A 13,817-nucleotide genomic window follows, 5' to 3' on the forward strand; every position below is an offset into this window, starting at 1 on the left:
TGAACAGTGAATTTAATGAGGAGATCCGTCAGGATTTATTAAGCTCCCTTGGCAAGGGCAGAGACCTTGCCAAAATAAGAAAAACATTAAAGAGGGCTTCATGCAGGAAGTACTAAAAAGACTTGAGGAAAAGCGTGAGTCATCGCGACTGGGCGGTGGTCTCAAACGCATTGAAGCCCAGCATCAAAAAGGAAAACTCACCGCACGCGAACGCATTGAAGTGCTTCTCGATCCTGGTTCTTTTGAAGAATGGGATATGTTTGTCGAGCATCGGTGTTTTGACTTTGAGATGGAGGAAAATCGTATCTCCGGCGATGGCGTAATCACGGGATATGGTACTATCAATGGACGCACGGTCTTTGTGTTTTCTCAAGATTTTACCGTTTTTGGAGGGTCTCTCAGCGAATCTCACGCCGAGAAAATCTCAAAAATTATGGACAAGGCCGTTCAAGTGGGAGCACCTATCATTGGAATTAATGATTCAGGGGGGGCAAGAATTCAAGAAGGGGTTGCGTCCTTGGCCGGATATGCCACAGTCTTTCAACGCAATGTTTTGGCCTCAGGGGTTGTTCCCCAAATCTCCCTGATTATGGGGCCTTGTGCGGGGGGCGCCGTTTATTCACCTGCTATGACCGACTTCATCTGTATGGTTCGAGATTCTTCATACATGTTTGTGACAGGGCCTGAAGTTGTCAAAACCGTAACCCATGAAAATGTTTCTGCAGAAGATTTGGGAGGAGCTACTACTCATACGGCAAAATCTGGGGTTGCGGATTTAGCCTACGATAATGATATTGAGGCCCTCCTTCAAATGCGAAGGCTTTTTGACTTTTTCCCCCTCTCCAATCGAGAAAAGCCTCCCTTCAAATCGAATCACGATCCCATAGAGCGGATCGAAATGTCTCTTGATACGCTCATTCCTAAAAATCCAGCAACTCCTTATAATATGAAAGAGCTTATACTTAAAGTTGTGGATGGCCGGGATTTTTTTGAAATCCAGCCGGACTTTGCACCTAATATTATTGTAGGATTTGCCCGTATGGATGGTAGGACCGTGGGAATTGTCGCAAATCAACCACTTGTTTTAGCAGGTTGCCTTGATATTGATTCGTCTCGCAAAGCTGCTCGATTTGTGCGCTTTTGTGATTGTTTTCACATCCCAATCATTACTTTTGTGGATGTCCCTGGATTTTTGCCAGGAACGTCTCAGGAGTTAGGTGGAATCATCAAGCATGGCGCAAAACTTCTTTTTGCTTATGCAGAAGCGACCGTTCCCAAAGTCACTCTCATCACACGAAAAGCCTATGGAGGCGCTTATGATGTTATGAGCTCTAAGCATTTGCGAGGAGACGTGAACTTTGCGTGGCCCACCGCTGAAATTGCGGTAATGGGGCCTAAAGGTGCCGTTGAAATTTTATTTAAAAAAGACATTACCAATACGGGTAAAATTGAGTCTTATACGGAAGAATATCGCCAAAAATTTGCCAACCCTTTGGTGGCTGCAAGCCGGGGTTATATTGATGATGTGATCATGCCACACACCACGCGCGCTCGTATTTGCAGATCACTTAGAATGCTTGAAAATAAGCAGCTTGAAAATCCATGGAAAAAACATGATAATATACCACTTTAGTTTTTAAAGGAGCGAAAAACATGAATGAAAAAGAAGCCAGAGAATACGTCAAAAACCTCAAGAAATTTTACACGGAAGCTGTAGGGTTTGGGGGTGTTGTGCTTCTCTTTATCCTCATCTGGGCCGCCTCAGGTATGGGTTATTTTTGGCCATTGTGGGTCATCCTTTTTGGGGGGATGGGACTTCTTTATAGGGCCATTAATTTTGGATTTCTGCCTCAATTAACTGAAATGCTTCCCTTCACAAATCCACAATGGGAGGATGATCAAGTCAAAAAATTGACAACGCCAGCTTCTTCTTCAAAGGCCAAAAAAGGAAAAGCCGTTGCAAAGACTGAGGATTACGACGAAAGTGAAGGAGCCTAATAGTTTTTAGTGGGTGGTGTTTGATAATTCGTGAATAACTATCATTCGAGGCCTCTTTCGTGTTTTCAAAGATACTCATCGCCAATCGTGGCGAAATTGCATGTCGTGTCATAAGAACGGCCCAAAAAATGGGCATTTCTTGTGTGGCGGTTTATTCGGATGTGGATCAAGATGCGGTCCACGTGGAAATGGCTGAAGAAGCAATTGCTTTGGGTGGAAAAACGCCCCGTGAAAGTTATCTTGATATTTCCAAAATTATGAAGGCGATTAAGGATTCAGGTGCCGAGGCTGTTCACCCGGGGTATGGATTTCTTTCTGAAAATCCTGAATTTGCAAGTTCTCTTCAAAAAGCGGGGATTGCTCTCATTGGACCTAGTCTAAAGGCCATAGAAGCGATGGGCGACAAACTAAGGGCGCGGAAAATTGCTGAAGAAGCTCAAGTCAATATTATCCCCGGAACGCCTGACTCTATTACCCAATTAAATGACGCCAAAGGGTGGGCTGAAAAAATCGGATACCCCCTTATGGTTAAAGCTTCTGCAGGTGGTGGTGGCAAAGGCATGCGTATCGTTCGGGATCTTCACACTCTTGAGGAGTCGATTAAATCGGCTCAAAATGAGGCGCGTTCTTCTTTTGGAGATGAGCGTGTCTTTATAGAAAAATATATCGAAAACCCTCGCCATATTGAAATCCAGGTTTTGGGCGACAAACACGGCAATATTATTCATTTAGGCGAACGCGAATGCTCTCTTCAAAGGCGCCATCAAAAGGTTATTGAAGAGGCCCCCAGCTCCTTTATCACACCTGAAATTCGAGAGGCCATGGGAGCTCAAGCTGTCGCTTTGGCCGCACGCGTGGGCTATGATTCCGCGGGCACCGTCGAGTTTGTAATGGGGCGTGATCGGAAGTTTTATTTTCTTGAGATGAACACCCGTCTTCAAGTCGAACATCCTGTCACAGAAGCCATTACGGGCTATGATTTGGTCGAAGAAATGATCCGGATTGCCGCAGGAGAAAAACTTCGAATTTCTCAAAAAGATGTCACGTTTAAAGGGCATTCTTTTGAATCTCGTATTTATGCGGAAGACCCCACGCGGGAATTTTTGCCGTCTTCAGGGCGCCTTGTGTATTATCGTCTTCCTCCAACGGATGAAAATTTGCGCATCGACACAGGTGTGAAAGAAGGCGATGAGATCTCAAATTTTTATGATCCCATGATCGCCAAAGTCATCACCCACGGAAACTCACGAGAAGAAGCGCGCTTTAAAATGATGCAGGCTTTGGATGCCTCCTATATCAGAGGAATTTCGACCAACACGGCGTTTCTTTCTCGTCTTTTGAACCAACCGCAAGTCATTGCAGGCGATCTTTCCACTCACCTCATTGAAGAACTTTTTCCACAAGGGGATACGGGAGAAGTTACCCATGACAAGACCTTATTTTTGAGTGTTGCAGCTGTTGTCCATTGGATCGTTGAAGGAGAAGCAAAATCCACGCTCAGTCATCCTGAACAATACGTAATCCAATTTCAAGGCACATTCCATCCCGTAAAACTTATTCCCCAGTTGGATTATATTATGATCACAGGGGATGAGTGGACGGTTTCCTTGAAGACAAATTGGGAGCCTTCCCGATTTTTGATGACGGCTGAGTATAATGGTTGTTCCATTTGTGTTCAGGTTGAGCGTAACGACCCTTCGGAAATCAAGCTAATATGGTATGGACAACGAGCAATTTTAAAAGTGTTTTCGCCAGAAGTGGCCGAGCTCCTCAAACGCATGCCGCCCAAAATCAAGCCAGATTTTTCCCGCCTGGTTATGTCCCCCATGCCGGGGCTTGTTGTGGATCTGCATGTTCATGTGGGACAGGCCATTAAAATGGGTCAACCTGTTGCCGTCATTGAAGCTATGAAAATGGAAAATATCATTCGTGCCGAACGCGAGGGCGTTATTGAAGAGGTTTTTGTCCAAAAGGGTCAAAGTGTTAATGTCGATCAACAATTGGCAAGAATTGGCTAAGCAGTTATAAGTTGAAGTCATGAGAACTCACACGAACATTCCCAATCTTTTAACCTTTGCGCGCCTTGCCATGGTGCCTATTGTGGTGGGATTATTTTATCTTGATCGACCCTTAAGCAATTGGGCGGCAGCTTCCATTTTTATTTTGGCCTGCATTACCGATTATCTCGATGGTTATTTTGCGCGAACCTTAAGTCAAACGTCAGATCTCGGGCGTTTTTTAGACCCTGTGGCGGACAAAGTTCTCATCGCAGCCACCATTTTGATGCTTGTCGGATTTGATCGTATTGGGGGACTTTCCCTCATTCCTGCTGTCATTATTTTGTGTCGCGAAGTTTTGGTTTCAGGCCTGCGTGAATTTTTAGCAGATACAAAAGTTCCTCTCCCAGTAACCCATCTTGCGAAATGGAAAACAGGAATTCAAATGGTTGCCTTAAGTCTTCTTATTATTGATGATGTTCCAGGCTGGCCTTTGCCCATTGATTTTCTAGGGACCGTAGGTCTTTGGATTGCTGGATTTCTGACAGTTTTGACCGGTTATGATTATCTCAAAGCCGGTCTTCAACATATTGATTAGCATGTCGCGCTTACTTGTCCAGCATGCAATTAAAATGTTGTCCCATATGAAAACATGCATCAGTCAGAGCATCATATATTTTTCTACACTCCTCTGGGTGTTTTTTTTCTACGTATGTACACACGTCGTATAATTCCTTCGCGTCATACTTACAGTCCTTATACACATCACAAGGTTTTTTTGTGACGGGGACAGGTTGTGCTGAGATTGATGAGGTTAATCCTATGCTGCTCAAAGCTACTGCTAAACTTAATGTTTTGATAAAATTTCCACTCATTATGATTCTCCTTTTTTGTTTTTTATTGTTTTGGTCATAGTTCTATCAATTTAGAGTTTTTAAATCTCACTATTAACATTAAAAATTTTACATAAAAAAGTTAAAAAATTATTAAGCTTCAAAAAATTGTGAACCTCCACGGGGCAAGCCCCGTGGTATCTCGTTGGCCTAAAGGCCAAGTTCAAGCTGCGCTTGCCTCATATCACTAATTATATGAGGGGCGCTTCATCCATGGGACAAGCCCCATGGTTTTATGCGCGTATAAATTCCACAACTCCTAAATATGCGCAAAAATGTCTTGGTCGTTCCAGCCCATAAGATCTAATTTTGCGCGCGTCATAATGAAATCAAAGCATTTATCAGCTTCCGATTTGCGATTTTCACGGATTAAAAGCGCCTCCAGTTTTTGACGAAGCTTGTGTAAATAAAGCACGTCTGTTGCCGCATATTCCATTTGGGAGGGACTGAGCTCAGGGCTTCCCCAATCGGAGGTTTGTTCTTGCTTGGATATTTCAATACCTAAAATGCTTTTGCACAAATCCTTCAAACCATGACGATCCGCATAGGTTCGGGTCAAACGCGATGCAATTTTGGTGCAATAAATATTTTCCGTTTCAACGCCTAAATATTGATAAAAGGCCGCTACATCAAATCTGGCAAAATGAAATATTTTTTGAATTTTGGGATTGGTCAAAATTGCCTTCAAATTAGGGGCTGCATAATCTGATCCTTGAGAAAATTGAACCAAATAACAATGGCCATCCCCTTTTGAAATTTGGGCCACACATAAACGATCGCGATGTAAATTAAGGCCCAAAGTTTCTGTATCGATAGCGACGACCTCTCCCGGTTCAAAATCATCGGGAAGATCATTGAGATAAAGATGAATATTGGGGTTTTGCATGAGTTTTGCCTCGTTGTGATGGTGCCCAGGAGAAGACTCGAACTTCCACGAACTTTCGCTCACTAGAACCTGAATCTAGCGCGTCTACCAATTCCGCCACCTGGGCCCATTTGTGATTCTCTTTGGGTAAGCCCAAAAGGACCTCCTGTCAATAGACTTCCTTGAAAGATATGATTATACTCGTTGCAAAAGGGGGCACACAACTATGAAAACAATTACGGTTTTTGGCGGATCTGGATTTATTGGCCGCTATGTGATTCAGAATTTGGCGCAAGCCGGCTATAACATTCGCGTAGCCGTGCGCTTTCCTGTCCAAGCTAATTTTTTAAAGGTTTTGGGGCGCGTGGGGCAAATCACCCCCATTTGTGCACCCGTAAATATTCCTGAACTTGTCGATCATGCGATTCAAAAATCAGACGGAATCATTAATTTAACGGGTATTTTGTTTGAAAAGAAAAACCAAACTTTCGAGCATGTTCATGTTGATGGTGTCCGTAATATTGCCAAAGCTGCTCAAAAATACGAGATTCAAAACGTGGTGCATGTTTCTGCATTGGGGCAAGGCAAAAATTCAACGTCTCAATATGCGCGCACCAAAGCATTGGGGGAGGAGGTTTTAAGGTCTCATGTGAAAGAAGCCGTCATTTTAAGACCAAGTGTTGTATTTGGTCCCGAAGATCAATTTTTTAATCGCTTTGCAGAAATAGCCTGTTTATCGCCTTTTATTCCGCTCATTGGCGGAGGTCACACAAAGCTCCAGCCTATTTATGTGGGCGATGTAGCCGAAGCCATTACTAGGGTCTTGGGGCGATATGCCTCTTACGGCAACACTTATGAAATCGGGGGCCCCTTCACTTACACATTTCGAGAGCTCATGATTTTGATGCTTAAAGTTATTGAAAGGGAACGTATTCTTCTTTCCCTCCCTTACTCCCTTGCAACGCTTATGGGATGGTTTGGGCAATTTCTGCCCACGCCGCCTTTAACCGCGGATCAAGTAGAGCTTTTAAAGGCAGACAATATCGTGAGTGGAAAATACCCCACGATTTCTGATCTTGGGATTGATCCCAAAACCGTTGAAGCCATTATTCCTTCATATTTAGGGAGATTCCGGCGGGTGGGGTGAGTCCTGGGCTACACTCGATCAGTGGGGAGTAAGAAAAAATACATAGTATACCCATCGTGAATGAAAGTTGATGAGAAGGATTTGAATAAAGGATAAAAGTGTGCTATAAATTGATCAAAGTGAAAAAAATAACAGCCGGAGGAAACATGAAGTTCAATAGATTTACTAAAAAATTCATTATTTTTTTTGCATTCATTTTTTCATGTGCTTTGGGATCAATGTCACTCTCAGCCGAAACCAACGAAAACTCTAAACCTCAAATCACGAACGTGTCAGATGAAATAGACGATAATTTTGTTTATTCATTTTTGGGTCTTCTCTCGAAAGTTGGGCCCAAATTAACATCTTCAATGAAGCCAGGAGAAGGCTGCTGGGCAGCAAAAATAGAATGTGGAACCCTTGGCTGCTGCAGCAAATGGGTAGACCCCTATCTAAAGAAGCATAAAGCAGCTCAGGATAAATGCAGTTCTATTTGCAATAACCTAGAGAGCTACTGTAAGCCTGGCCAATGTCCTAAAGGATGGGGTGCAGCCTGCGACGCTGGATGCGGTTATAAAGATCAATGTCGCGACTTATGCCCTTGCATTAAGGAGCATTGTAGTTGAGTGCTCTTGAAGGGAGGGATGTCCCCTCCCTTACCACCGCTTAAAAACCAATTCAAAAGAATATCAGGGCGGTCAGTTGTGATGGCATGAGCCGCTATTTGCGCAAGGCGTTGTGCACTTTTTGTATCATTGACCGTCCAGGGTATAAAATGGCCTCGGTTTTGGGTCCAGTTTTCTGCATCCTTTGAGGCCAAAACATCGAAATGATTCGGCCCCCAAAAAACGCTCTCTTTCGCAGACAAAGCCTTAAGTAAATAAAAATACCTTCTTGAGACAAGCTTTTTCATGGGGTGACCCTGTTGGTTTTTGTGCAATGCCCTTGTCATTTGAGGTGAGGCTGGATATTCTGTTTTCAATAAATAAAATAAGGGAATTTTTTATATGTCACTTCCTGCCACGAAAATTTCGCCCATGTCTTCACCGCAAGATCTTGCAAAGTATCTTGAGAAAAAAAATCTCATCGATGGAAAATTGGTGAGTCCTCAAAGTGGAGCTTATTTTAAAGTTTTAAACCCTGCCACGATGGAGACGGTTTGTGAAATGCCGCAATCGGGGGCGTCTGATGTTGAGTCCGCAATTTTATCCGCCGAAAAAGCACAAAAGGCCTGGAAAGAAGTTTCTGCGGAAAAGCGAGGTCGTTTGATTTCCCAATGTGCAGATCTTTTAGAGGCCCATCAGGAAGAGCTCGCCCAATTGATGACCCTTGAAACGGGAAAAGCCATTCGCACAGAAAGTCGCCTTGAGGCTGGCGTTTTTGCCAATTCTTTCCGATATTATGCAGGCCTTGCCATGGAGATTAAGGGCGAAACCATTCCCCATTCTCCTACAACACTTACCATGACGGTGCGTGAACCCATCGGCGTTGTGGGCGCAATTATTCCTTGGAACGTACCTCTTCTTTTAATGGCACTCAAGGTGGCGCCTGCACTTGTTGCGGGAAATAGTATCGTCGTGAAATCTTCTGAAGAAGCGCCCTTGGCCGTTTTGCGTGCAGCGGAATTGATTAATTCAATTTTACCTGCAGGTCTACTTAATATGATCTCAGGTGATGGTCCGGGAACGGGCGCCATATTGGCTACTCACCCTAAAATTGCAAAGCTGACGTTCACCGGATCCGTTGAGACAGGGAAAATTGTCTATGGGCTTTCCGCCCAAAAACTCGCCCCGGTTACTTTGGAATTGGGGGGCAAAAGCCCCATGATTATTTGCGAAGACGTTGATGTTGACAAAGTTGTCCAAGGTGCTGTGACCAGTATGCGTTTCACGCGCCAAGGACAGAGTTGTACAGCTGCAAGCCGTATCTTTATCCACGCGACTATTTTCGACGCTTTCCTTGAAAAATTGAAGGCCAAAGTTAATGCGCTTAAAATGGGGAATCCTTTTGACGAGACTACCGATATTGGAACTATTATTTCCCCCGCTCAATACGAAAAGGTTTTGAAATATATTGAGATCGGGAAATTGGCCTCAGGGGCAAAAGCCCACACTTGCTCTCAATTGCCGGAAAAAGCACCTTTCTCCAAAGGTCTTTATATTCAACCCGTCCTTTTTACAGGCCTTTCTAATGATCATCAATTGGCGCAAGAGGAAATCTTCGGTCCCGTCACCTGCCTTATTCCTTGGAAGAGTTTTGAGGATGTGATCCAGATGGCCAATGATTCCGAGTACGGTTTGGCCGCAACTATTTGGACTAATGATCTCTGCAAAGCACTCAATGCCGTTCATCAGCTTGAGGCTGGATTTGTGCAGGTTAATCAAAATAACGTGGTGATGCCAGGTCTTTCTTATGGCGGATTTAAAAGCTCAGGTCTAGGGAAAGAGGCCTCTTTTGAGGCCATGATTGACCACTTTACACGCAAGAAAACTATCATCATGAATTTGAGGTCCTAATGTGACGGTCACATTTGAAGATATCAAACGCGCGCAAGAAGAACTTCAAGGCATTATTGTGCGTACGCCCCTTGTGCCATCTGCTGTCTTTTCAGAAAAAACTGGGGCAGATGTTTTCTTGAAGCTTGAAATCTTTCAAGCAACAGGGTCTTTTAAAGATCGCGGTGCTTATACGAAGATGAAGACTCTGACACACGAGGAACTGAAGCGCGGTGTGATTTCTATGTCTGCCGGGAACCATGCGCAATCGGTCGCGTATCACGCAAAAGCACTGGGAACCCAAGCAACAATTGTGATGCCCGTTAATACGCCTGTGACCAAAATTATGAACACGGAAAAATGGGGTGCACGTGTCATTTTAGAGGGGACACTTTTGAGTGAGTCTTATGATGCTGCTCAAAAGATTGCGCATGAGAATGGGTATACATTTATTCATCCCTATGATGATCCTGATATCATTCGCGGGCAAGGCACCATCGGCCTTGAGATTTTTGAAGATTGTCCAGAGATTGATGCCGTTATTATTCCTATAGGTGGAGGGGGGCTTTCTTCAGGTATTAGTTTGGCGCTTAAGACGCTGAATCCCAAAATCAAGGTTTATGGCGTTGAGGCGGAAGGATATGCCTCTTTATATTCAGCACTCCATGAAGACGAAGCTCACCTCAATTATGGAAAAAATTTAACGCTGGCCGAAGGCATTGCGGTTAAAACCATTGGAAAAAATTGTTTTGAAATTTTAAAAGACACGCTTGATGATATTTTTGTTATTGATGAATTTCACATCGAAGAGGCCGTTGATCTTATGGTTCGAAAGCAACATATTGTGGCCGAAGGGGCAGGGGCCATTGCGCTGGCAGCATTATTAACCCATCCAAAACGTTTTGAAGGCAAAAAAGTGGTACTTCTGATTTGTGGAGCCAATATTGACCCAAGGGTTTTGGGGACCATTATTTTACGCGGGCAAATTCGGGACGGAAAACTCGCGCGCCTTCGCATTAAAACGCCGGATATGCCAGGAGTTTTGGCAACAATTACAAATATTCTTGCGACCCATCGTTGCAATATTCTCGAAACCCATCACCAACGCCTTTTTTATACCGTTCCCATCAAGATGGCGGATGTTGATATCACAATCGAAACGCGTAATGAAAGACATGTTGAAGAGGTGATGACGGATATCAAGGCGGCAGGCTTTGAGGTTCATCGCTTGCATGACAATAGAGAAGGGTAGGCATTGTATCTTGACGCTTAGACTACCGTTCGATATTGCCCCGCATGGCGAATGAGGGGGAGGCTTTTTTTATTAATTTTCATATCCTTAACATGCCCCACGATGATTTCGTGATCTCCACCAGGATACGTTGCGAATTTTTCACACACAATATAGCCCAAAGAGTCACTCAAAAGTGGACAAGTTGAATTTTCAGGATACGAAAAATTCAACTCATTCCAATCAATTGGCATACGACTTGCAAACAAATGGGAGAGAGAGGTTTGATGATTCGCTAAAATATTAAATGCGAAATGATCAACGTCTCGAAAAATCTCAATGCTGTGACCTTTGGTTCCAAGGCAAAACAAAACAAGGGGAGGGGTTAAGGAGACCGATGTTAATGAAGAAATTGTGACGCCAAATTTCCCGATTTTGTTATGTGAGGTGGTCACAACGGTGACGCCCGTTGGAAATTGGGCCATAGTGTCGCGGAATGTTTTTTCATCAATTTTCATGTCTTCTTTTTACGCAAGAAAATTCGCTTTGGAAATGACGATTTTAATTTTTTAGAAATAAAATTTTAACAAGATCTGGTATATTTTAAAAAAAATAAATGAAAGCAGGGGAAATCAATGTTTTTTGGAATCGGTGCCGTCGTCGTTCTTGTCTGTGTCTTTGGCGCTTATGCTTCCCATGGGGGAAGTTTGGCAGTTTTGTGGCAACCCGCCGAGTTGATTATTATTTTTGGTGCAGCTATTGGAGCATTTGTCATTGCAAACCCTAAAAGTGTTCTTTTGGGAACCATCTCGGGTCTTAAAGCTATGGTTGCAGGGTCCCCATATAGTAAAGCCAGTTATTTGGAGCTTTTAAGCCTTCTTTATATCATCTTTAAATTGGCAAAAAGCAAGGGAATGCTTGCGCTTGAGGCTCATGTTGAAAATCCTCATGAAAGTACAATTTTCAATCAATTTCCAAAAATCCAACATAATCATCATGCCATGGAATTTCTGTGCGATTATCTGAGAATGATGACCTTGGGGACGGATAATGCCAGCGAAATTGAAGATTTGATGAATGAAGAATTAGACACACACCATCACGAGCTTGAACAAATTCCTACGGCTGTTCAAGGAATGGCCGATGGTATGCCTGCCCTTGGAATTGTGGCCGCCGTTTTAGGTGTGATTCACACCATGGGATCTTTGACAGAACCACCAGAAGTTTTGGGGCATTTGATTGGAGCGGCCCTTGTGGGAACATTCATGGGAGTGTTGCTTTCGTATGGATTTATAGCGCCGATGGCAAGCTCAATTAAGGCAGTATATGACTCTGAATCCAAATACTTTCAATGCATTAAAATTGGACTTTTGGCGCATTTGAATGGATATGCACCTCAAGTTTCCATTGAGTTTGCGAGAAAGTCAATTTTTTCAGATATTCGGCCAACCTTTTATGAGGTTGAAGAAACTGTTTCTGCGATTCCGAATCCGGCATAAGGAGATGTAATCGGTGGCCGCTCAACCCAAACCCTCAGATCAACTTCAGCCGATCATCGTCATTAAGAAGATCAAAAAGGTCGCAGGTCATGGTCATCATGGTGGTGCGTGGAAGGTGGCTTATGCGGATTTTGTGACCGCGATGATGGCGTTTTTTTTGCTGATGTGGCTTTTGAATGCGACTTCGGATGAACAAAAAATGGGTATTTCGAACTATTTTGATCCCATCGGAGTTTCTCAAGGTGCAACTGGTGCGGGTGGTGTGATGGGTGGAAAGTCTATTAAATCTGATGGCGTTCTCCATGATGTGACGGCTACTCCCACGGTGGGGCCGCCTTTAGGTGCGGATTCAGAAGGTGATGGGGAATCTGCAGGGACTTATAATAAACCTGCAGACCAACTGACAGTGGAAGAAAAGAAAAAGCTTCAAAAAACAGTTGATGATTATGAAGAAAAACTCTTCAAGGCGGCTGAAGCTGAGCTTAAAAAAAGTATAGGAAATGATCCTGAGCTCAAAGCTTTTATGGACAATTTGAAGATTGATCGCACGCCAGAAGGCCTTCGGATTCAAATTGTGGACGCCAATAACCAGTCTATGTTTCCCTCAGGTAGCAGCCGAATGTATAGTTATATGGAAAAGCTTCTTCAAAAAGTGGCATTGGTTGTTTTGCGGATGCCCAATAAAATTTCAGTAGCCGGCCACACGGATGCCCATCAATATGCTTTGAGGAATAGCTATACCAACTGGGAGCTTTCCTCAGATCGGGCAAACGCCAGCAGACGGGTTCTCATTTCAACAGGACTCTCTCCTGACAGAATGGCCTCCGTTGTGGGAAAAGCAGAAACTGACCCCCTTATAAAAGATAATCCTGAGGATCCCGCTAATCGTCGCATCAGTATTACACTTTTGAAAAAGTCGATTAGTGATCCAGGATTAACTGAAAAACCAGCGGCGCCTGTTGCTGCGCCCAAAGATACTCAAGTTCCAGCCCAGGCAACGCCTTCTAAAAAGCCTTGAGCAGTTTCCCAAAGAGATCCAGAGCCGCTTGGAAAATGCGCACAGTTTTCGATTTGGATATCTTCGGACATCCGAATGACGTTATTTTTTGATCCAAGGTATTCCGTAGGGATGTGTGTAGGATCAATCGTCGTCGTCATCATTGTTTGCAATAGCCGCGCGCCTAGAGGCAAGGCCTAACTTTAAAGCTTGCGTTGTTTTTTCCTGAGCAACCTCTTCCTCATGAATTTCTTTTGAAGTCTTTTTCTTTTGGGGCGTTTCGGGCTTGGTAAGTTCTGATGTCGTTATTTTCGAGGTTGTAGGTTTGAGTTCTGGCTGAACTTCTTTCTCGCCAGCTTGGGTGCTGACTTGAGATTGTGTTGACGGGGTGTAGGAAGGCTCATCATCCCAACCCTCGTTGTCCTCATCCTCAGTATCGTTAGTATTTAAAAGGCCCTTGCTTTGCAAGGCTGAGAAAAGAACACCTGCCAAGTCTTGTGGTTTTTCTTTGACAATAGCCCCTGTTTTTTGGAGTTCATTTTTTTTCAATAACAATTGTGCATCAATTTCTTCGGTTGTTTTTTGAGTTTTGAAAAATTTTCCTTGTCCAATTTGATCCAACACTCCACTCATGGTGGATTTTGGTGCCGCTTTTTTTTGAACCGTTTTTTGGACTTCAGGCTGGGTATTCATTTCCTTCGTAGGCGGGGGGGGAG

Annotated in this window: 13 protein-coding genes and 1 tRNA gene; 9 read left to right on the top strand and 5 right to left on the bottom strand. The window is 43.8% G+C overall.

Going from position 1 to position 13,817, the window contains the following annotated elements:
* Positions 1–100: 100 nt before the first annotated feature.
* Genes Bealeia2_RS04045 through pgsA form a run of 4 tightly spaced genes read left to right on the top strand, consistent with a single transcriptional unit; the run spans position 101 to position 4,593 of the window.
* Positions 101–1,633, top strand: a complete 1,533-nt coding sequence (locus tag Bealeia2_RS04045) for an acyl-CoA carboxylase subunit beta (RefSeq protein ID WP_331255833.1) — start codon at positions 101–103, stop codon at positions 1,631–1,633.
* Positions 1,634–1,653: 20 nt separating this feature from the next.
* Positions 1,654–1,998 carry a 2TM domain-containing protein gene (locus Bealeia2_RS04050; protein WP_331255834.1) on the top strand — a complete coding sequence of 115 codons (345 nt, stop codon included), beginning with the start codon at positions 1,654–1,656 and terminating at the stop codon, positions 1,996–1,998.
* Between the two features lie 59 nt (positions 1,999–2,057).
* Positions 2,058–4,016, top strand: a complete 1,959-nt coding sequence (locus Bealeia2_RS04055) for an acetyl/propionyl/methylcrotonyl-CoA carboxylase subunit alpha (protein ID WP_331255835.1) — start codon at positions 2,058–2,060, stop codon at positions 4,014–4,016.
* 19 nt (positions 4,017–4,035) lie between these two features.
* Complete coding sequence (gene pgsA, locus Bealeia2_RS04060) at positions 4,036–4,593, top strand: CDP-diacylglycerol--glycerol-3-phosphate 3-phosphatidyltransferase (RefSeq protein ID WP_331255836.1); 558 nt, start codon at positions 4,036–4,038, stop codon at positions 4,591–4,593.
* Positions 4,594–5,147: 554 nt separating this feature from the next.
* Here pgsA and Bealeia2_RS04065 read toward each other — a convergent pair.
* A complete protein-coding gene (locus Bealeia2_RS04065; RefSeq protein WP_331255837.1) occupies positions 5,148–5,774 on the bottom strand; it encodes a ribonuclease D in 627 nt (208 codons plus the stop codon).
* A 19-nt stretch (positions 5,775–5,793) separates the two neighbouring features.
* Positions 5,794–5,880, bottom strand: a tRNA-Leu gene (locus Bealeia2_RS04070).
* Positions 5,881–5,979: 99 nt separating this feature from the next.
* On the opposite strand from Bealeia2_RS04070, the gene Bealeia2_RS04075 reads away from it, so the two are divergent.
* A complete protein-coding gene (locus Bealeia2_RS04075; RefSeq protein ID WP_331255838.1) occupies positions 5,980–6,900 on the top strand; it encodes a complex I NDUFA9 subunit family protein in 921 nt (306 codons plus the stop codon).
* 559 nt (positions 6,901–7,459) lie between these two features.
* On the opposite strand, the gene Bealeia2_RS04080 is transcribed toward Bealeia2_RS04075, so the two are convergent.
* The gene (locus Bealeia2_RS04080; RefSeq protein ID WP_331255839.1) at positions 7,460–7,792 is read right to left on the bottom strand and encodes a hypothetical protein; all 333 of its coding nucleotides are present in this window, start codon (positions 7,790–7,792) and stop codon (positions 7,460–7,462) included.
* Positions 7,793–7,886: 94 nt separating this feature from the next.
* On the opposite strand from Bealeia2_RS04080, the gene Bealeia2_RS04085 reads away from it, so the two are divergent.
* Together Bealeia2_RS04085 and Bealeia2_RS04090 are read left to right on the top strand one after the other, a co-directional pair.
* Entirely contained in the window at positions 7,887–9,395 is a 1,509-nt protein-coding gene (locus tag Bealeia2_RS04085) for an aldehyde dehydrogenase family protein (protein WP_331255840.1), read from the top strand.
* Position 9,396: 1 nt separating this feature from the next.
* Positions 9,397–10,626, top strand: a complete 1,230-nt coding sequence (locus tag Bealeia2_RS04090; protein WP_331255841.1) for a threonine ammonia-lyase — start codon at positions 9,397–9,399, stop codon at positions 10,624–10,626.
* Between the two features lie 17 nt (positions 10,627–10,643).
* Here the strand turns inward: Bealeia2_RS04090 and Bealeia2_RS04095 are convergent, their stop codons facing one another.
* Positions 10,644–11,123 (bottom strand): flavin reductase family protein, encoded by a 480-nt coding sequence (locus tag Bealeia2_RS04095; RefSeq protein WP_331255842.1) that lies wholly within the window; start codon positions 11,121–11,123, stop codon positions 10,644–10,646.
* A 117-nt stretch (positions 11,124–11,240) separates the two neighbouring features.
* On the opposite strand from Bealeia2_RS04095, the gene motA reads away from it, so the two are divergent.
* A complete protein-coding gene (motA, locus tag Bealeia2_RS04100; protein WP_331255843.1) occupies positions 11,241–12,104 on the top strand; it encodes a flagellar motor stator protein MotA in 864 nt (287 codons plus the stop codon).
* A gap of 13 nt (positions 12,105–12,117) precedes the next feature.
* Positions 12,118–13,122 (top strand): flagellar motor protein MotB, encoded by a 1,005-nt coding sequence (gene motB / locus Bealeia2_RS04105; protein ID WP_331255844.1) that lies wholly within the window; start codon positions 12,118–12,120, stop codon positions 13,120–13,122.
* A 123-nt stretch (positions 13,123–13,245) separates the two neighbouring features.
* On the opposite strand, the gene Bealeia2_RS04110 is transcribed toward motB, so the two are convergent.
* Positions 13,246–13,794 (bottom strand): hypothetical protein, encoded by a 549-nt coding sequence (locus Bealeia2_RS04110; RefSeq protein ID WP_331255845.1) that lies wholly within the window; start codon positions 13,792–13,794, stop codon positions 13,246–13,248.
* Positions 13,795–13,817 lie beyond the last annotated feature (23 nt).

Source organism: Candidatus Bealeia paramacronuclearis (assembly GCF_035607555.1).
Lineage (GTDB): Bacteria > Pseudomonadota > Alphaproteobacteria > UBA9655 > UBA9655 > Bealeia > Bealeia paramacronuclearis.

Excerpts from the sequence above, each read along its gene's own strand:
- Bealeia2_RS04110 (WP_331255845.1), bottom strand. The coding sequence starts at position 13,794 with ATGAATACCCAGCCTGAAGTCCAAAAAACGGTTCAAAAAAAAGCGGCA.
- motA (WP_331255843.1), top strand. The coding sequence starts at position 11,241 with ATGTTTTTTGGAATCGGTGCCGTCGTCGTTCTTGTCTGTGTCTTTGGC.
- pgsA (WP_331255836.1), top strand. The coding sequence starts at position 4,036 with ATGAGAACTCACACGAACATTCCCAATCTTTTAACCTTTGCGCGCCTT.
- Bealeia2_RS04080 (WP_331255839.1), bottom strand. The coding sequence starts at position 7,792 with ATGAAAAAGCTTGTCTCAAGAAGGTATTTTTATTTACTTAAGGCTTTG.
- Bealeia2_RS04095 (WP_331255842.1), bottom strand. The coding sequence starts at position 11,123 with ATGAAAATTGATGAAAAAACATTCCGCGACACTATGGCCCAATTTCCA.
- Bealeia2_RS04065 (WP_331255837.1), bottom strand. The coding sequence starts at position 5,774 with ATGCAAAACCCCAATATTCATCTTTATCTCAATGATCTTCCCGATGAT.
- Bealeia2_RS04045 (WP_331255833.1), top strand. The coding sequence starts at position 101 with ATGCAGGAAGTACTAAAAAGACTTGAGGAAAAGCGTGAGTCATCGCGA.
- Bealeia2_RS04085 (WP_331255840.1), top strand. The coding sequence starts at position 7,887 with ATGTCACTTCCTGCCACGAAAATTTCGCCCATGTCTTCACCGCAAGAT.
- Bealeia2_RS04075 (WP_331255838.1), top strand. The coding sequence starts at position 5,980 with ATGAAAACAATTACGGTTTTTGGCGGATCTGGATTTATTGGCCGCTAT.
- Bealeia2_RS04050 (WP_331255834.1), top strand. The coding sequence starts at position 1,654 with ATGAATGAAAAAGAAGCCAGAGAATACGTCAAAAACCTCAAGAAATTT.